Source organism: Streptomyces sp. NPDC002698, assembly GCF_042888945.1.
GTDB lineage: Bacteria > Actinomycetota > Actinomycetes > Streptomycetales > Streptomycetaceae > Streptomyces.
Genome location: NZ_JBIAQM010000007.1, coordinates 115,149 through 131,928 on the forward strand (window position 1 = coordinate 115,149; position 16,780 = coordinate 131,928).

The 16,780-nt window shown below is 70.7% G+C and carries 19 protein-coding genes and 1 pseudogene; 1 reads left to right on the plus strand and 19 read right to left on the minus strand.

Annotated features, from left to right (window positions below):
• Positions 1–155: 155 nt before the first annotated feature.
• Positions 156–992: a translation elongation factor Ts gene (tsf, locus tag ACFYW9_RS13055; RefSeq protein WP_351868916.1), complete on the minus strand. Its 837-nt coding sequence runs from the start codon at positions 990–992 to the stop codon at positions 156–158.
• A 96-nt stretch (positions 993–1,088) separates the two neighbouring features.
• Positions 1,089–2,012, minus strand: coding sequence for a 30S ribosomal protein S2 (rpsB, locus tag ACFYW9_RS13060; RefSeq protein WP_389148549.1), 924 nt, complete (start codon positions 2,010–2,012; stop codon positions 1,089–1,091).
• Between the two features lie 270 nt (positions 2,013–2,282).
• Here rpsB and ACFYW9_RS13065 point away from each other — a divergent pair, with 270 nt between their 5' ends.
• Positions 2,283–2,882 carry a murein hydrolase activator EnvC family protein gene (locus ACFYW9_RS13065; protein WP_389148552.1) on the plus strand — a complete coding sequence of 200 codons (600 nt, stop codon included), beginning with the start codon at positions 2,283–2,285 and terminating at the stop codon, positions 2,880–2,882.
• Between the two features lie 317 nt (positions 2,883–3,199).
• Here the strand turns inward: ACFYW9_RS13065 and ACFYW9_RS13070 are convergent, their stop codons facing one another.
• From ACFYW9_RS13070 to ACFYW9_RS13150, 17 genes and pseudogenes are all read right to left on the minus strand, one after another.
• Positions 3,200–3,757 (minus strand): TetR/AcrR family transcriptional regulator, encoded by a 558-nt coding sequence (locus ACFYW9_RS13070; RefSeq protein ID WP_389148956.1) that lies wholly within the window; start codon positions 3,755–3,757, stop codon positions 3,200–3,202.
• A 156-nt stretch (positions 3,758–3,913) separates the two neighbouring features.
• Positions 3,914–4,756 carry an RNA polymerase sigma factor WhiG gene (whiG, locus tag ACFYW9_RS13075; RefSeq protein WP_326785273.1) on the minus strand — a complete coding sequence of 281 codons (843 nt, stop codon included), beginning with the start codon at positions 4,754–4,756 and terminating at the stop codon, positions 3,914–3,916.
• Positions 4,757–5,027: 271 nt separating this feature from the next.
• The gene (dprA, locus tag ACFYW9_RS13080; protein WP_389148556.1) at positions 5,028–6,173 is read right to left on the minus strand and encodes a DNA-processing protein DprA; all 1,146 of its coding nucleotides are present in this window, start codon (positions 6,171–6,173) and stop codon (positions 5,028–5,030) included.
• Entirely contained in the window at positions 6,170–7,795 is a 1,626-nt protein-coding gene (locus ACFYW9_RS13085; protein ID WP_389148559.1) for a YifB family Mg chelatase-like AAA ATPase, read from the minus strand. Before ACFYW9_RS13085 ends, dprA begins: the two co-directional genes overlap by 4 nt.
• On the minus strand, positions 7,795–8,166 hold the full coding sequence (locus tag ACFYW9_RS13090) for a YraN family protein (protein ID WP_328447639.1): 372 nt from the start codon (positions 8,164–8,166) through the stop codon (positions 7,795–7,797). Before ACFYW9_RS13090 ends, ACFYW9_RS13085 begins: the two co-directional genes overlap by 1 nt.
• 204 nt (positions 8,167–8,370) lie before the next feature.
• Positions 8,371–8,679: a DUF2469 domain-containing protein gene (locus ACFYW9_RS13095; RefSeq protein ID WP_069765426.1), complete on the minus strand. Its 309-nt coding sequence runs from the start codon at positions 8,677–8,679 to the stop codon at positions 8,371–8,373.
• 55 nt (positions 8,680–8,734) lie between these two features.
• Positions 8,735–9,259 (minus strand): NUDIX hydrolase, encoded by a 525-nt coding sequence (locus tag ACFYW9_RS13100; RefSeq protein WP_351868897.1) that lies wholly within the window; start codon positions 9,257–9,259, stop codon positions 8,735–8,737.
• A complete protein-coding gene (lepB, locus tag ACFYW9_RS13105) occupies positions 9,249–10,022 on the minus strand; it encodes a signal peptidase I (RefSeq protein WP_389148565.1) in 774 nt (257 codons plus the stop codon). Before lepB (ACFYW9_RS13105) ends, ACFYW9_RS13100 begins: the two co-directional genes overlap by 11 nt.
• A 149-nt stretch (positions 10,023–10,171) precedes the next feature.
• Positions 10,172–11,113, minus strand: a complete 942-nt coding sequence (lepB, locus tag ACFYW9_RS13110; RefSeq protein ID WP_389148569.1) for a signal peptidase I — start codon at positions 11,111–11,113, stop codon at positions 10,172–10,174.
• Positions 11,001–12,089, minus strand: a pseudogene (lepB, locus tag ACFYW9_RS13115) (signal peptidase I); the annotation flags it as partial. The gene lepB (ACFYW9_RS13110) and the pseudogene lepB (ACFYW9_RS13115), both read right to left, overlap by 113 nt.
• The gene (lepB, locus tag ACFYW9_RS13120; RefSeq protein ID WP_351868889.1) at positions 12,082–12,798 is read right to left on the minus strand and encodes a signal peptidase I; all 717 of its coding nucleotides are present in this window, start codon (positions 12,796–12,798) and stop codon (positions 12,082–12,084) included. The pseudogene lepB (ACFYW9_RS13115) and the gene lepB (ACFYW9_RS13120), both read right to left, overlap by 8 nt.
• Positions 12,799–12,878: 80 nt before the next feature.
• Positions 12,879–13,229 carry a 50S ribosomal protein L19 gene (gene rplS, locus ACFYW9_RS13125; protein ID WP_326785282.1) on the minus strand — a complete coding sequence of 117 codons (351 nt, stop codon included), beginning with the start codon at positions 13,227–13,229 and terminating at the stop codon, positions 12,879–12,881.
• 131 nt (positions 13,230–13,360) lie between these two features.
• Positions 13,361–14,182, minus strand: a complete 822-nt coding sequence (gene trmD / locus ACFYW9_RS13130; RefSeq protein ID WP_389148573.1) for a tRNA (guanosine(37)-N1)-methyltransferase TrmD — start codon at positions 14,180–14,182, stop codon at positions 13,361–13,363.
• Positions 14,182–14,769: a ribosome maturation factor RimM gene (gene rimM, locus ACFYW9_RS13135; RefSeq protein ID WP_389148577.1), complete on the minus strand. Its 588-nt coding sequence runs from the start codon at positions 14,767–14,769 to the stop codon at positions 14,182–14,184. The genes trmD and rimM overlap by 1 nt, the downstream gene beginning before the upstream one ends.
• 118 nt (positions 14,770–14,887) lie before the next feature.
• On the minus strand, positions 14,888–15,127 hold the full coding sequence (locus ACFYW9_RS13140) for an RNA-binding protein (protein WP_003973401.1): 240 nt from the start codon (positions 15,125–15,127) through the stop codon (positions 14,888–14,890).
• A 2-nt stretch (positions 15,128–15,129) separates the two neighbouring features.
• Positions 15,130–15,549 carry a 30S ribosomal protein S16 gene (gene rpsP, locus ACFYW9_RS13145; protein ID WP_326785285.1) on the minus strand — a complete coding sequence of 140 codons (420 nt, stop codon included), beginning with the start codon at positions 15,547–15,549 and terminating at the stop codon, positions 15,130–15,132.
• Between the two features lie 516 nt (positions 15,550–16,065).
• A complete protein-coding gene (locus ACFYW9_RS13150) occupies positions 16,066–16,662 on the minus strand; it encodes a hypothetical protein (protein ID WP_037625093.1) in 597 nt (198 codons plus the stop codon).
• Between the last annotated feature and the right edge of the window lie 118 nt (positions 16,663–16,780).

Sequence of the window (16,780 nt, forward strand, 5' to 3'; positions counted from 1 at the left end):
AGAAGGCCATTGCCGGTGGGGTGTGTTCGCATCCCATGCTCGGCAATGGCCTCCTCGTCAGATCTGCTGTCGTCCGACACACACGTGTGAGTGCCGACGTACGCGGACGACTGCTGTCGACCCTATCGGGGTCGCGCGTCGATCGCTGTACGGACTCAGATGCCGACCTTGATGCGCGAGAAGCGCTTCAGGGTGACACCGGCCTCGTCCAGAACCTTCTGGACGGACTTCTTGTTGTCGAGCGCGTACGGCTGGCCGAGGAGCGTGGCCTCCTTGAAGAAGCCGTTGACGCGACCCTCGACGATCTTCGGGAGGGCGGCCTCGGGCTTGCCCTCGGCGCGGGTGGTCTCCTCGGCGACGCGACGCTCGGTCTCGACGACCTCGGCCGGAACGTCCTCCTTGGAGAGGTACTTCGGCGCGAAGGCGGCGATGTGCTGCGCGATGCCCTTGGCGAGGTCGGAGTCGGCCTTGTCCAGCTCGACCAGAACACCGATCTGCGGGGGCAGGTCGGGCATGGTGCGGTGCATGTACGAAGCCACGAACGCGCCGGAGAACTGGGCGAAGCGGTCCAGGACGATCTTCTCGCCCAGGTTGGCGTTGGCCTCGTCGACGAACGCCTGAACCGTCTTGCCCGGCTCGATCTCGGAGCCGAGGAGCGCCTCGATGTCGGCCGGCGACGTCTTGACGACGTGCTGGGCGATCTCGTTGGCGACAGCCTGGAACTTCTCACCCTTGGCGACGAAGTCCGTCTCGCACTTCAGCTCGACCAGGACACCGGAGGTGTTGTCGTCAGCGATGATGGAGACCACGGCGCCGTTCTCGGCGGAGCGGCCCTCGCGCTTGGCGACGCCCTTCTGGCCCTTGATCCGCAGCGCCTCGACGGCCTTGTCGACGTTGCCGTCGGCCTCGTCCAGCGCCTTCTTGCAGTCCATCATGCCGGCGCCGGTGAGCTCACGGAGCTTCTTGACGTCAGCGGCGGTGTAGTTCGCCATGATTCCTGGAGTCTCTCTCGAAGTCTGAAGATCTACGGGACGAACGGCGGGGGCTTTGTGGGCCCCCGCCGTTCACAAACCCGAAGGGGTGAGGGGTCAGGCCTGCTCGGCGTCCGCGGCGGGGGCCTCGGCGGCGGGCGCCTCGGCAGCAGCCTCGGCCTCGGCCTCGGCGGCCGGAACCTCGGCCTGCTCGGCGTCGGCGACCTTCTCCGTCTCGGCGGAGGTCTGGACCTCGGCGTCGTCGGCCTTCTTCTCGCCCTCGAGCAGGTCGCGCTCCCACGCGGCGAGCGGCTCGCCCGCGGCCTTGTCGCCCGCGGCCTTGCCGGCGCCGGAGCGGGAGATGAGGCCCTCGGCGACGGCGTCGGCGATCACGCGGGTGAGCAGGGTGACGGAGCGGATCGCGTCGTCGTTGCCCGGGATCTTGTAGTCGACCTCGTCCGGGTCACAGTTGGTGTCGAGGATGGCGACGACCGGGATGTTGAGCTTCCGGGCCTCGCCGACCGCGATGTGCTCCTTCTTGGTGTCCACGATCCAGACGGCGCTGGGCACCTTCTGCATCTCGCGGATACCACCGAGGGTCTTCTCCAGCTTGGCCTTCTCGCGCGAGAGCACGAGAAGCTCCTTCTTGGTGAGACCCGAGGCCGCGACGTCCTCGAAGTCGATCTGCTCGAGCTCCTTGAGGCGCTGCAGACGCTTGTAGACGGTGGAGAAGTTGGTGAGCATGCCGCCCAGCCAGCGCTGGTTGACGTAGGGCATGCCGACGCGGGTGGCCTGCTCCGCGATGGCCTCCTGCGCCTGCTTCTTCGTGCCGACGAACATGACCGTGCCGCCGTGGGCGACGGTCTCCTTGACGAACTCGTAGGCGCGGTCGATGTACGACAGCGACTGGAGCAGGTCGATGATGTAGATGCCGTTGCGCTCGGTGAAGATGAAGCGCTTCATCTTCGGGTTCCAGCGACGGGTCTGGTGACCGAAGTGGACGCCGCTTTCCAGCAGCTCCCGCATCGTGACGACGGCCATGGCCGTTCTCCTAGGTGTTCTCGGTTGTACCGCACATGCCGGACGGCACACGCGCCTGACGCCCGCGATGCGCCTTGCCACAAAGGACCGAGAGGCGCTGACACCGATCTGTGACGACCAGGTGCCGGGGCGTGCGAAGTCGACTCGGTGACCCGAATCGCCATCAGAAGTGTACGGGACCCGAGAGGGGGCAGGTGACGCCGCTGTCCACAACCGGCCGGTACTCCACAGATCCCGGCCATGATCCGCTCGGTGCGGGACGGTTCCCGCATGCGAGTGAACCGATGTGTGCGTGCGTGGCTCCTGCCGTGCCTGGCGATGACCGTCCTGGGTGCGTCGGCGCCGGCTCACGGGACCGGTCCCGGGCCGAGGGTCCCGGCCTCCCCGCCGACTGCCGACCCCTCGGTGCCGGCGCTCGCCCGCGCCTGGCCGGTGGGTGTCCGTCCGTTCGTCGTACGGGGCTGGGAACCGCCGGAGACGGCCTACTCGCGGGGGCATCGCGGGGTCGACCTGGCGGCCGGGCCCGGCGCCGAGGTACGGGCCGTCGCGTCCGGCCGGGTGTCCTTCGCGGGCCGGGTCGCGGGCCGCGGGGCCGTCTCGGTGGAGCTGTCGGGCACGGGGGCACCGCCGCTGCGGACGACGTACGGACCGGTGCGGGCCTCGGTGCGCAAGGGTGCCGAGGTCCTCGCGGGCCAGGTCCTCGGCACCCTGGAAACGCCGGACACGCACTGCGGGCCGACACCCTGTCTGCACTGGGGCCTGCTCAGAGGCACGGCCTATCTGAACCCGCTGTCGCTGCTCCCCCCGTGGCTCCTGGGCACGGGCCCGTCCCGTCTGCTGCCGCTCGACGCCCCCGGCACCCGCCCCTGACCGGCCAGACACCGACCGGACAGGGTGCGAGGTGGCGGGGAGGCGGTTCAGCGAGCGAAACACCCCGGGCCCGTAACAGCGGGGCTCAGCCCCAGGCCCGTAACAGCGGGGCTCAGCCCCGGGCCCGGGACAGCGGGGGCAGCCCCGGGGTCGGGGGCGGCGGGCTCAGCCCTGGTCCCGCGGGGGACAGCGGGGTTCACCCGCGGTCCCGGGGGGCGGCGGGGGCTCAGCCCTGGCCCTGGGGGGAGACGGCAGGGGCTCATCCCTGATCCCGGAGGACGGCGTGGCTCAGCCCTGATCCCCGGGAACGGCGGGGTTCAGCCGCGGACGCCCCGGAGGGCCATCGTCACGGCCGCCTCCGTGATCGCGGAGGGGTCCTCGGCGGCGCCCAGCTCGATACGGCGCACCGCGGCGTCCACCACGCCCTGGAGGAGCATCGCGGCCAGCCGCGGCTCGGCGTGCCCCATCTCCGTGAGCGCCTCACCGATCATCGTGACCAGCCCGCCGTGCGCGGCCCTGATCTTCTCCCGGGCACCCGCGTCGAGTTCGCTGGCGGAGATGGCGACCACGGCGCGGTGCCGCCGGTCCCCCACCAGGGCCAGCTGCCGGCGCACATAGGCCTCGACCGTGGCCTCGGGGCCGTCCGCCGCGGCCATCGCGGCGGAGACCTCGGCCGCCCAGACGGGGAAGTCGACCTCGCACAGTTCCTCGACGACGGCCGCCCTGGACCGGAAGTACTCGTACACGGAGGAACGCGCGAGCCCCGTGCGCTCGGCGAGCACGGGGAAGGTCAGCGCCTCCGTCCCGCCCTCGGACAACAGGGACCGCGCAGCGTCCAGCAGGGCGGCTCGCTGCATCGACCGGTGCTCGGCCACGGAGGCCGCTCGAATCCTTGGCACGTCAACCACTGTACGGACGCGGTGCCGCCGACGGGAACCACTCCGCCGAGCCCGCCCCGATGGCGTCCGCCACTACGGGCCCGCCGCCGGAACGGCCCGGCGGCACCGCCCGGCATCACGGCACGGCCCGGCTCAGCGTCCGAAACTGGCCAGCTTGGCGCGCAGCTGAAGCACCGACTTGGTGTGGATCTGGCTCACCCGGCTCTCGGTCACCCCGAGCACATTGCCGATCTCCGCGAGCGTGAGCCCTTCGTAGTAGTACAGCGTGACCACGGTCTTCTCCCGGTCGGGCAACGTGTTGATCGCCCGTGCCAGCAGCCTCCGCAGCTCCCGGTCCTCGGCCACCTCGACCGGGTTGTCGGCGGCGGTGTCCTCCAGGGTGTCCATCAGGCTCAGCCGGTCGCCGCCCTCGCCGCCGGCATGCAGCAGCTCCTCCAGAGCGACCACGTTGGCCAGCGACAACTGGCTGAACACCGCGTGGAGTTCCTCCACACCGATGCCCATCTCGGCGGCGACCTCACCCTCGGAGGGGGTGCGCCGCAGCCGCGCCTCCAGCGTCGCGTAGGCGCGCTCCACGTTGCGCGCCTTCTGACGCACCGACCGCGGGATCCAGTCCAGCGCACGCAGTTCGTCGATCATCGCCCCGCGAATGCGGGTGATCGCGTACGTCTCGAACTTGATCTCCCGTTCGATGTCGAACTTCTCGATCGCGTCGATCAGTCCGAACACCCCCGACGAGACGAAGTCGGCCTGCTCGACATTGGCCGGCAGACCCACGCTGACCCGGCCCGCGACGTACTTCACCAGCGGTGAGTAGTGCAGGATCAGCTGTTCCCGCAGCCGCTCGTCACCGGTCGACTTGTACGACCGCCACAGCTCGTCGAGTGTCGAGGGCGCGGGCGGGCGCACGCTGCCGCCGTCGCGGGCGGCTGGCGGGATCGCCGTCCGGTCGGACCCGGAGGTGTGCTGGGGCATTCGTCGCCTAGTGCCGTTCTGCCGTGAACTGGGATGACCTGGGTGTCCTGTCGGCGTCGTGCCGAGATCGCGTGCCTGCTTCGGATTCTTGTGAGCGTAGCGTGACTGGGCCGTCGCAGTGCGCGAAGGGCGGGCTGTCACCCGCACGCGAAACCTTTCCCCGGGACGTCTCCCGGAGTCACGGCGGTCGCCCTGCGTGACCGTCAGGGACCGCCAACTGTGAGGATTCCCAGGCGTGTCGGCATTCCCTCGGACGGCCGAACACGCTCGGTCAGCATCCCTCCCGATCGCCTCCGCCGGAGGCCGTCGCCTGGCGTGTCAACTTCCAGCCGTCGCCGTGTCGTTCGACGAATCCAAGTGCTCGGAGTTCGTACAGTCTCCCGACCGCGTCGTCCGTACTGGTCGCCGCCCGCCGGGCGATCTCCTCGCTCCCGGCCGGATCCCGCGCCGGCAGAGCGGCCAGGACACGCACCGCGTCCGGGGGCAACAGGTCGCGCGGCAGCACGGGACCACGCCGGTCCGGAGCCAGCTCCCCCATGTCGCCCACCAGTTCGGCGACTTCCGCGGCGTCGGACACCAGGACGGCTTCCCCGCGCAGCATTTCGTGCACCCCGGCCGACAGCGCGCTGGTGACGGGTCCCGGCACGCCCATCGTGAACCGGCCCAGCCGCTGTGCGGCGCGGGCGGTGACGAGCGCTCCGCTGCGGTACGCCGCCTCGACGACCACGGTGCCCCGGGTGAGCGCCGCGATGACCCGGTTGCGAAGGATGAACCTGCTCTGCGTCGGATGCTCGCCCGGCGGCAGCTCCCCCACGACGAGACCCTGTTCCGCGATTCTGGTGATCAGCTGGGTGTGTCCGCGCGGATAGGGCCGGTCGACGCCGCAGGCGAGCACCGCGACCGTGGCCCCGCCCGCCCCGAGGGCGCCGCGGTGCGCGGCGCCGTCGATGCCGTAGGCGCCGCCGGACACCACCACCCAGCCCCGCTCCGCGAGACCGGCGCCGAGGGTGGCGGCCATGTGCGCGCCGTACTCCGTACAGGCACGGGCGCCGACGACGGCCACCGATCTCAGGGCCCACAACCGCAGACCGGCCGGCCCGCGCACCCACAGTCCGACGGGCCGGGCGTCCCCCAGGTCGTCGAGCTGCGCGGGCCATTCGGATTCACCGGGACAGACGAACCTCACCCCGGCGTCCCGGGCGAGGGCGAGGTCGCGCTCCGGGGCGGCCCGCGCGGCCCTGGCCCGCAGCCCGGCCCACCTTCTGTCGGTCATCCCCCGCGGCTGGCCCAGGTCCCCGTACAGCCACCGGACCGCTTCCGGGGCCCCGACCTCCCTGATCCAGCGGCCGCAGACCTCGTCACCCGGTTCGACGACCCGGGACAGCGTGACGCGGGCCTCGCGTTCGACGGCTGTCATGCCGGCGAGCCGATCGCCATCGGCACACCGCGCGGGATGCCGGTGCGCAGTTGGAGGGCCAGGGCGACGTCCCCGGCGTCGGGCCGGTCGTGTCCGGAAAGGTCCGCGACCGTCCAGGCGACCCGGAGCACCCGGTCCAGGCCACGGGCCGTCAGCAGCCCGCGCTCCAGGCCCCGCTCGGCCTCGTTCATCGCTCCCGCCCGCGCCTGCCAGCGTCCGCGCAGCTCGCGTCCCGGCACCTCGCTGTTGGTGTGCCAGGGAGTCCCCTTCAGGCGCTCGGCGGCCCGTTCACGGCCGGCGAGGACCCGGTCCGCGACCGTCTTCGTCGACTCGCCCCGTGCCCCGCGCGCGGTGAGTTCGGCCCGGGTGACCGGTTCGACGTCCACGCGCAGATCGACCCGGTCGAGCAGCGGCCCGGAGAGCCTCGCCTGATAGCGGCGGATGACGGAGGGCGGACACTCGCAGAAGTCGTTCGTCGTGCTGAAGCGGCCGCAGGGGCAGGGGTTGGCGGCCAGCACCATCAGGAACTTCGCGGGGAACCTCACGACACCGGCGCTGCGCGCGATCACCACGTGTCCCGCTTCCAGCGGCTGCCGCAGGGCGTCCAGCGCGAAGCCGCTGAACTCCGGTGCCTCGTCCAGGAAGAGCACGCCACGATGTGACAGGGACACCGCTCCGGGCCGTGCGAGCCCCTTGCCGCCGCCGACGAGCGACTGCATGGTCGCGGAATGATGGGGTGCGCAGTACGGCGCGACGTCCACCATCGGTTTGCCGGGCGGCAGCAGGCCCGCGACGGAGTGGATCGCCGTCACCTCCAGGGATTCCTGCCGGGTGAGGCGCGGCATGATCAGCGGCATCCGCTCGGCCAGCATCGTCTTGCCCGCGCCGGGCGGCCCCTGGAGGAAGACATGGTGGCCGCCGGCCGCCGCCACCTCCATCGCGGTGCGTGCCGAGAGCTGGCCGACGACGTCGCCGAGGTCGTGGCCCTGGTCGTGTTCCGGCACGGCGATGCCGCACAGGCCGGTGGCCTCGCCCGTGCCGGGCAGGCGCAGGCCGGCCGACAGCGGGTCCGGGCGGCCCCGCTCGTCCGGCTCCTCCTCGGGCACCGGTTCGTCCGCCAGTACCGCGATCAGCTGGCGCAGGCTGCGGACCCCGAGCACCGAGACTCCCGGCACGAGTGAGGCCTCGGCCGCCGCGCACTCCGGCACCACCACCTGTACGTACCCGGCTTCCGCCGCGGCGAGGACGGCAGGGAGGATGCCGCGGACCGGCCGCACCCGGCCGTCGAGGCCCAGTTCCCCGATCATCACGATGTCGGCGAGCACGCGGGGGTCGATCCGCTCGGAGGCGCCCAGCACCGCCGAGGCCACGGCGAGGTCGAAGCCGGAACCGCCCTTGGGCACCGAGGCCGGGCTCAGCCCCACCGTCAGTTTCTTCTGCGGCCAGGACGCGCCGGAGTTGACCACCGCCGCCCTGACCCGGTCCCGGCTCTCGGTCAGACTCTTGTCGGGAAGCCCGACCAGTGTGAAGGCGGCGATGCCCGGCTCCAGGTCGGCCTGGACCTCGACGACGACGCCCTCCACGCCCACCAGGGCGACCGAACACGTACGCGCGAATCCCATCAGGCCACCCCCCGCGCGTGCTCGACCACGGGCGCGCCGCGTTCGGGGATCAGGACGCCGACCAGGTCGATGCGGACGCCGCCCGGCGGGGCTCCACCGTGTTCCTGGAGCCAGCGTTCGGCCAGGCCGCGCAGCCGGCGGGCCTTGGCCGGTGTGACGGCCTCCATCGGATGCTGGAACGCGCCCGCCCCGCGGGTCTTGACCTCGCAGACGACCAGCGCGTCGCCGTCCCGGGCCACGATGTCGATCTCGCCGGTCCTGCCGCAGCGCCAGTTGCGTGCCAGGACCGTCATCCCGGCCCCGGTCAGCCGCCGTGCGGCCAGTTCCTCGCCGTAGGCGCCCAGTGCGTTACGTGCCTCGGGTGTCTTCATGTCGGCACCACCTCCGGCACCGACACTGAGGCCTTGTCACCCAGCTGTTGGATCTTGGTGGACGAGCGGGCGACTGTGGAGAACCCCGTCACCCGTACGAGTCACCACCGTGATCGCCGCTCACCCTTGGCGGGCGGGTCCGGGTCCGGCCGGCCCGACCTCGGCCGCCGGACCTCAGCCACCCGCGTCTCCGTCACCCGGATCTCAGCCGCCCGGCAGCTCCAGATCGTTCTTGTTCAGCTCCTCGATGTTCACGTCCTTGAAAGTGAGGACGCGCACCTGTTTCACGAAGCGGGCGGGCCGATACATGTCCCACACCCAGGCATCCGCCATGGATACCTCGAAAAACACCTCACCCTGGACCGAGTGCACCTGCATCTCGTAGTCGTTGGTGAGATAGAAGCGCCGCTCGGTCTCGATCACATATTTGAACAGACCGACGACATCGCGGTACTCCCGATAGAGCTTCAGCTCCATCTCGGTCTCGTACTTCTCGAGGTCCTCGGCGCTCATGGCATGTTCCCCTTCAGCCGTGCGTTCCCCTATTGTGCGCCAGCCCCGAGAGCCCCTAGACGATTTCCGTGTCGAGGACCTCGGGCGTGGCCGGGGGCCCCTCGTCGAGCACCCTGCGCAGGAGCTCGGCGAGTTTGGTCGGATACACCGTCTCATGTGCTTCGGTCAGTTCCCGGCACGTCCACCAACGCGATCCGGCGACGCTGCGCCGCTCCAGCTCCGTCAGGCCCGTGGCCGCCGTGGCGGTCTGGGTCGTACGGGCCAGGAAGTACCACTCGTCCTGGTCCCAGCGCCTGCCCGCGAACGGGAACGAGCAGGTCCGCCGCCACAGCACGGGGCCCAGTTCGACCTCGGTGATCCCGGTCTCCTCCACGAGTTCCCGCAGGGCCGCCTGCTCCCGGGTCTCGTCGCCCTCCACGCCGCCGCCGGGCGTGAACCACCAGTCGTCGGAGGGATCGTCCGGCTCGTGGCCGTGCAGCAGCAGGACGCGGTCCCGCGGGTCGAGCAGCACGACCCGGGCGACCTTGCGCAGCCCGTCCCGGCCGGACTCCTCGTCCGTGCCCGCCGCCTCAGCGGGCACCGGCGGACTCCGTGCGCGCGCGGGAACGGCCAGCCAGCTTGGCGACCGGCCCGTACGCCGCGCCGCCCAGTACGAGGACGGCGCCCGCGATCACCAGGGCGATCATCGTGGGGAGCGGTCCTGGCCGGGACAGAGCACCGAGTTCCTTGAAGCCGTCGGGGCGGGCGATCATGCCGTTCATCGGCCAGGCGACGGCTTCGACCCGGGCCTTCACGGCGCCGCGCGCCACGGTGCCACCGGCCGCGTCCGTGAGGTGCGCGGTGGAGTCCAGGGAGCCGCGCCGCTCGTCGCCCAGCAGGAACAGCCGTCCCTCGGGGACCTTCACGGTCGGGAAGCCCGTGAGCTCGGCGAGGCTCCCCTCGGGCAGATACGGTTCGTCGATCTTCTTGCCGTTGACGGTCAGCTTGCCGTCGGTGCAGCAGGCGACGGTGTCGCCGCCGACGGCGACCACGCGCTTGACCACGGACGAGCCCGTGACCCAGGTCTTGTCCTCGAAGACGACGACGTCACCGCGGCGGACCTCGCTGCCGTCGACGCGCTGCGCCAGGACCCGGTCGCCGATCTTGATCGTCGGTGCCATCGAACTCGTGGGAACGGTGTACGGCCGGTAGACCAACGCCGCCCAGGCGAATCCGCCGAGGAACAGCACCAGACCGAGCGCGACAGCCAGCCCGGACAACCGCTGTCCGGTCTTGCTGCCCACCGGGGCCTTGCCGGTGCCGCCGCTGCGCGGGGCCGTACGTGTTGCGCTCTCGCCACCCATGGGCCCGCACCTTACCCGGGGGTACGGTCCGGGGTCAGCCCCCGCTGGATCACGATCGCCGGAGCGGACCGGATCCGTGCGGGGAAGCGAGCGGGGCCGGCCTCTCCGGACCTGTCCGGAGAGGCCGGCCCCGAAGGCCGTGCGGCGGTTCAGTCGTCCTTGGACGCCTTGCGCCTGCGTCGTACGAGCACGAGCGGCACGGCGCCCAGCAGGGCCATCGACCCCGGCGAGGTGACCGCCGCGGCCGCCTGGTCGCTCAGGCCGGGCTGGTCGAAGGTGTCCGGCACCGGGAGGGTGCCCCAGCGGTTGATGGGCCAGGCCTTGACGATGGCGCGGCCGACGACGTCGTTCACCGGCACCATGCCGTGGTGCTTGTCCGCCTGGTTGTAGCGCGAGTCCCGCGAGTTCTGGCGGTGGTCGCCCATCACCCAGATCATGCCCTTGGGGACCTTGACCTTGAACTGACCGCCGTCCTCGTCCTGGCTGCACGGGGTGTTCCCCGCGTACACGTACGACGACTCGTTCAGTGCCTTGCCGTTGACCTTCAGCGGGCCGGTGTTCTTGCACTCGACCGTGTCACCGGCGACGCCGATGACCCGCTTGATCAGGTCCTTCTCCTCGGCGGACGGCATCAGGCCGATCCAGCTGAGGACCGTCTGCAGGGCGTTCGGGTCGGCCGTGGGCTCGCCCGCCAGCCAGTTGTCCGGGTCGTGGAAGACGACGACCTCGCCGCGCTCCGGCTCGGAGCCGAACCACGGGGTCAGCTTGTCGACCAGGACGCGGTCACCCTGCTGGAGGGTGTTCTGCATCGAGTCCGACGGGATCGAGAACGCCTGCACCAGGAACGTCTTGATGATCAGCGCAAGGACCAGAGCGATGCCGATCAGGATCGGCAGCTCCTTCCAGAAGGAGCGCTGTTTGGTGGACTTGGGGTCCCGTTCGGGACGCCCGGCCGGGGAGTCACCGTCCTCGGAGCCGCTCCCGGAACCCGAACCGGGTTCTACGGCCGGTGCAGCCGCATCCTCGGGCCGCTCCGGCTGCCCTTCGGGACCTTCGTGCCCAGAACGCGCGCCGACCGCCACATCCCCCACATCCACTCCTCACTCCGTGCCGCCGCCCGCGCCGTATTCGGCGCAGGCCCACCACTCCCATAACGAGCGGGAGTTCCGCAGGGCTCGGGAGCGGGATCAATCCGTCTGGATCCGCAGAGGCCACCCTATGCGACAGAGCTGGAGCGGAAGCCGACCCTCCAGGCGCGTCGACCACCGTCGAGAACGTGTTCGGCTCCTGCAGGCGGGTCCAGTGACCGATGGGCCAGCCGATGACCATCGCCCGGCCCACGACCGAGTCCTCGGAGACCGTGCCGGAGAACTTGTCGGTGCGGTGGTAACGGGAGTCCGCCGAGTTGCCCCGGTGGTCGCCCAGCACGAACAGACGGCCCGCGGGCACCTTCACCTCGAAGGAGAAGTCCGACGGCTTGTCTCCGGCGAAGACGTACGGCTCGGTCAGAGGGGTGCCGTTCACGGTCACCCGGCCCTGCACGTCGCAGCACTTGACGGTGTCCCCGCCGAGTCCGACGACCCGCTTGATCAGGTCCTTCTCGTTGTCGGAGGGCAGCAGACCGATGAAGGTCAGCCCTTCCTTGAACTGCTTGACGACCACGGGGTCGTTCTTCTTCTGGGACTCCTCGGCGGTGAGCCAGCCTCCGGGGTCCTTGAAGACGACGACGTCACCGCGCTTGGGTTCCGAGCCGAACCAGGGGGTGAACTTGTCCACCAGGACGCGGTCGCCGATCTGGATCGTGTTCTCCATGGAGCCCGACGGGATCACGAAGGCCTGGACGAGGAACGTCTTGAGGACCAGCGCTATCAGGACGGCGACGCCGACGAGGAGGGGTATCTCCCTGACCGCCGAGCGGCGCCTGCGCCTCTTGATCTTGCGCGCGAGCTTGCGGCGCTCGACCCGGCTGGGCCTGGCGGCGCCTCCGGCGGCGCGCCGGGATCCGGTGGGGAGCAGATTGTCGGCGGCGCTGGCGGAGACCCCGCGCGCCCGTCCGCGGTTACCCATGCGCACCCCCGGCGGCCGGCACACCCGCGTAGGCGTCGGGACGCGTCAGACGGGTCCCGTGGCCCATGGGCCAGGCGATCCAGTCGGCCCTGCCGATGACATCGCCGACGGGGACCATGCCGCCGCCGGGCGAGCCCAGATGATCACGGGAGTCGCGGGAGCGGCTGCGGTGATCGCCCAGGACGAACAGGGACCGCTCGGGCACGACGATGTCGAAGGGCACCTCGGACGGGCTGTCACCCCGATAGAGAAATGTCGACTCGTCGACCGCTCGGCCGTTCACTTCGAGTCTCCCCTCCTTGTCGCAGCAGACCACGTGGTCTCCCCCTACTCCGACGACGCGTTTGACGTAGTCCGCGTTCCCGAAATAACCGGTGCCGTCGAAGACGACGACATCGCCCCGCTGCGGCTCGGAACCGAAACGGTACGCCAACTTGTTTACGAGAACGCGGTCCCCGATCCTCAATCCGGACTCCATGGAGCCGCTGGGAATCTCGAACGGCTGCATCACGAAGCGGCTGACGAGCAGCAGAAACACCAGACAGACCAGCACGGTCAGGGTGATCCGGCCTCCGGGAAGCCATTCGGCGATCTTGTCGGAGAACGCAGAACGCGACCGCTCCTCCGGCCCCGCTGTGTCCGAGGTCTCCTCGGAAGCGGAAGGGCGGGAGGAGCGGTCGCGCTCCACGGGCTGTGCTTCGGTGTCCATCGGGGCCAGATGCTATCCGGCCTCCCTGAGACACCTTCTTACCGGCTCGGTCGCCGACGTATCACCGCGGCGGCACGGGCTCAGCGGTCGCGCTTCTCCTTGATCTTCGCGGCCTTGCCGCGCAGCTCACGGAGGTAGTACAGCTTGGCGCGACGCACGTCACCGCGCGTGACGACCTCGATCTTCTCGACGATCGGGGTGTGCACCGGGAAGGTGCGCTCGACGCCGACGGAGAACGAGACCTTGCGGACCGAGAAGGTCTCACGGACACCGGCGCCCTGGCGGCGGATGACCACGCCCTTGAACTGCTGCACACGGGAGCGGTTGCCCTCGATGACGCGGACGTGGACGTTGACGGTGTCACCCGGGCGGAAGGCCGGGATGTCGGTGCGCAGCGAGGCGCCGTCGACGGAGTCGAGCAGGTGAGACATTTTGTCTGCTTTCTTCGCTGATGCCACAGGTCATCAACGGGAGAGAGGTTCGAAGATGATGCTGTCTCGTCGGGACGGGCGTCGTATCCCCCTGTGGCAGGGGCGCACGCCGGACGACGGAGAGCAGCGGCTTATTCTTCCACGGCGTCCGGCCTGCGCCAAAATCGGCCGTCGGGAGCCGGTCGCCAGCCCATGATCGAGAGCATCTCGCGGTCCTTCTTGTCGAAGGCGGAGGCTTCGCAGCGCTCGATGAGGTCGGGCCGGTTCGCCGCCGTACGGCGCAGGGCCTCGTCGCGGCGCCAGCGGGCGATCTTCCCGTGGTGACCGCTGACCAGCACGTCGGGGATCTCACGGCCGCGCCACCGCGGGGGCTTGGTGTACACCGGGCCCTCCAGGAGGTTGGCCATGGCGCCGGGGGCGAAGGAGTCGTCCCGGTGGGACTCGGCGTTGCCGAGGACGCCCGGCAGCAGCCGGGCCACGGCCTCGGTGACGACGAGGACGGCCGCCTCGCCGCCGGCGAGCACGTAGTCGCCGATGGACACCTCGTAGACGGGCATCCTGGTCGCGTACTCGTCGATGACACGGCGGTCGATGCCCTCGTAGCGCGCGGGCGTGAACACCAGCCAGGGGCGTTCGGAGAGCTCCACGGCGAGTTCCTGGGTGAACGGGCGCCCGCTGGGAGTGGGGACCACGAGGGCGGGCCCGTGGGAGCCCGTCTCGTACCCGTCCGCCAGAGCGGAATCCAGCGCGTCGCCCCAGGGCTCGGTCTTCATGACCATGCCGGGGCCGCCGCCGTAGGGCGTGTCGTCGACCGTGTTGTGCCGGTCGTACGTCCAGTCCCGGAGGTCGTGCACGTGCACGTTCAGCTGGCCACGCGCGCGGGCCTTGCCGACGAGCGAGACGTCCAGGGGCTCCAGGTACTCGGGGAAGATCGTGACGACGTCGAGCCGCATCAGGCGCCGGCCCCCGTGACGTCCTCGCCGGCCGCGGCGGAGCCGTTCTCCTCGTCCCGGGTGGACACGACCTCCGCGCGGTCGTCGATCAGGCCGGGCGGCGGGTCGATGACGGCCCGCTGCTCCTCCAGGTCGATCTCGACGACGATCTCCTCGACGAACGGGATCAGCACCTCGGTGCCGTCCTCCCGCTCGACCACGAACAGGTCCTGCGAGGGCAGGTGCGAGATCTCGGTGATCCGGCCGACCTCGGTGCCGTCCGTGGTGACCACGTCCAGGTCCATGAGCTGGTGGTCGTAGTACTCGTCCGGGTCCTCCGGCATCACGTCCGGGTCGACCTCGGCGATCAGCAGGGTGTTGCGCAGCGCCTCGGCGCCGTTCCGGTCGCGTACGCCGGCGAAGCGCAGCAGGAGACGGCCGCTGTGGACGCGGCCCGTCTCGATGGTCAGCGGTCCGGCGGAGGCCGGATCGGTGAGCAGGACGGCACCGGGTCCGAGCCGCAGCTCGGGCTCGTCGGTGCGGACCTCCACGGTGACCTCGCCCTTGATGCCGTGGGCGCGGCCGACGCGAGCGACTACCAGCTGCACTGTGCTTGATCTCCTGTCGTGTACCGACGGCAATGCTTCGGATACGGGTGCGCAGACGACTGCGGGCCGAGGACGGCTCGTAAGCCCTCCCCGGCCCGAGCCGGTGCTGCCTGCTACGTCAGCGGACGTGGTCCACGTCGACGAGGTCGACGCGGACACCGCGGCCGCCGATGGCGCCCACGACGGTGCGCAGAGCGCGTGCGGTGCGGCCGTTGCGGCCGATCACCTTGCCGAGGTCGTCCGGGTGGACCCGGACCTCGAGTACGCGCCCGCGGCGCAGGTTGCGCGAGGCGACCTGCACGTCGTCGGGGTTGTCGACGATGCCCTTCACGAGGTGCTCGAGAGCCTCCTCGAGCATGCTCAGGCCTCGGTCGACTCGGACTCGGCCGGGGCCTCGTCCTTCTTCTCAGCCTTCTTCTTCTGGGTGATGGCCTCACCCTTGCCCGTGTCCTCGCCACCGAGGGCGTCGAACAGCGGGCGCGCGGCCTTCGGCTCGGCGACGAGCAGCGGAGCCGGGGCCGGCAGGCCCTTGAACTTCTGCCAGTCACCGGTCAGCTTCAGGATGGCGAGCACGGGCTCGGTCGGCTGCGCGCCGACACCCAGCCAGTACTGCGCGCGGTCCGAGTCGACCTCGATGCGCGAAGGGTTCTGCACCGGGTGGTACAGACCGATCTCCTCGATGGCCCGGCCGTCACGGCGGGTACGGGAGTCGGCGACGACGATGCGGTAGTGAGGCGAACGGATCTTGCCCAGACGCTTCAGCTTGATCTTGACTGCCACGGAAGTGGTGTCTCCTGGTCTTGACGGGGTTGGGCACGCAGAGATGGCCGCGTGGGGTTGCGGTACCCGAGTGCCCGATGGACGCGTCAGCCGGAGGAGAGAGGGGTCCTATGCGGCTGTCGAGTACAGCTGACCATTCTGCCACACCCTGCGGTCCGCCCGGACCGAGGGTGTGCGAGGCCACGCCCGGGCGGGCCCGCGCTTCGGCGAGACCGGGCCGAGCGGGCCCATGGCCGAGCGCGGCCGTGCCTGAGCGGGGCCGTGCCTGAGCGGGGCCGTGCCTGAGCGGGGCCGTGCCTGAGCGGGGCCGTGCCTGAGCGGGCACCCGGTGTTCCGGGTGCCCGTCAGGCGGGGGCGACGGTGGACCGGCCGCCGGGGAGACCGGAGAGAGGCCGCCCGCGCGCACTCGTGCCTCCTGAATCCCCCCACGTGCTCCAGGGCAGTGGGGGAGGCACGACTGCTCACGGGCCGCGCGGACTCGTCCGGCATCCACGAGACGCCGGTGGAGCGCGCTCCTCAGCCCGCGGCCGCCCCGACCACCTCCGGAATCCGGAAGGGTTTACCGCACCCTCCGCACACGATCGGCGCCTGCGCGAGGACCGACGGGACCACGCGCACGTTGCGCCCGCAGTCGCAGACGGCCTTGACGCGGACACCTCCTCCGGAGGAGCCGTGGCGGGCGGCCGGACCGCGGAACGAGCGGGCGGTGTCCGCGGACGTGGCGGCCGTGTGGGCCTTCAGCGCGCGCTGGAGCCGCTCGATGGTCGGGCGGTAGCGGCGCTTCGCCTCGGGGTTGAGCGTGACCAGGGAGAAGCCACTGCTGGGATGCGGCTCCTCGGGGTGGTCGAGGCCCAGCTCCTCGGCGATCGCGAGGAATCTGCGGTTGTGATACCGGCCGGCGCGCGAGGTGTCGCGGACTCCACGCGCGGCGGCGATGCCGTGGACTGCTTCGTGAAGCAGTCGCTCGAAGGAGAGTTCGTGTCCGCAGGCGGACGACGACTCCCCGATCAGGGACTCTGGCGCGGCAAGATCGGGCAGTTCGGGGTGGTGCCGCTGAATGTCGGCCCACGCCCCTGCCAGCTCTGCGGCGAGAACAGGTGGTGTCGTGCTCACGTAATGACAACGAGCGGGAGTGCCTCCGTGTTCCTATTACGGGGCATCCCAAATAATTTGCACGTACCCGTCAGTTGCCACTGATGCGTCCCGACGAGGGCGGGTGCGCTGATCTGCG

What these genes read in the sequence shown, in the direction of transcription:
- trmD (WP_389148573.1), bottom strand. Translation starts at nt 14,182, where the DNA reads ATGCGGCTCGACGTCGTCACGATCTTCCCCGAGTACCTGGAGCCCCTG.
- ACFYW9_RS13085 (WP_389148559.1), bottom strand. Translation starts at nt 7,795, where the DNA reads ATGGGATTCGCGCGTACGTGTTCGGTCGCCCTGGTGGGCGTGGAGGGC.
- lepB (WP_389148565.1), bottom strand. Translation starts at nt 10,022, where the DNA reads ATGGGTGGCGAGAGCGCAACACGTACGGCCCCGCGCAGCGGCGGCACC.
- tsf (WP_351868916.1), bottom strand. Translation starts at nt 992, where the DNA reads ATGGCGAACTACACCGCCGCTGACGTCAAGAAGCTCCGTGAGCTCACC.
- ACFYW9_RS13140 (WP_003973401.1), bottom strand. Translation starts at nt 15,127, where the DNA reads ATGCTCGAGGAGGCTCTCGAGCACCTCGTGAAGGGCATCGTCGACAAC.
- rpsB (WP_389148549.1), bottom strand. Translation starts at nt 2,012, where the DNA reads ATGGCCGTCGTCACGATGCGGGAGCTGCTGGAAAGCGGCGTCCACTTC.
- ACFYW9_RS13090 (WP_328447639.1), bottom strand. Translation starts at nt 8,166, where the DNA reads ATGAAGACACCCGAGGCACGTAACGCACTGGGCGCCTACGGCGAGGAA.
- lepB (WP_351868889.1), bottom strand. Translation starts at nt 12,798, where the DNA reads ATGGACACCGAAGCACAGCCCGTGGAGCGCGACCGCTCCTCCCGCCCT.
- whiG (WP_326785273.1), bottom strand. Translation starts at nt 4,756, where the DNA reads ATGCCCCAGCACACCTCCGGGTCCGACCGGACGGCGATCCCGCCAGCC.
- ACFYW9_RS13065 (WP_389148552.1), top strand. Translation starts at nt 2,283, where the DNA reads ATGCGAGTGAACCGATGTGTGCGTGCGTGGCTCCTGCCGTGCCTGGCG.
- rplS (WP_326785282.1), bottom strand. Translation starts at nt 13,229, where the DNA reads ATGTCTCACCTGCTCGACTCCGTCGACGGCGCCTCGCTGCGCACCGAC.
- ACFYW9_RS13095 (WP_069765426.1), bottom strand. Translation starts at nt 8,679, where the DNA reads ATGAGCGCCGAGGACCTCGAGAAGTACGAGACCGAGATGGAGCTGAAG.
- dprA (WP_389148556.1), bottom strand. Translation starts at nt 6,173, where the DNA reads ATGACAGCCGTCGAACGCGAGGCCCGCGTCACGCTGTCCCGGGTCGTC.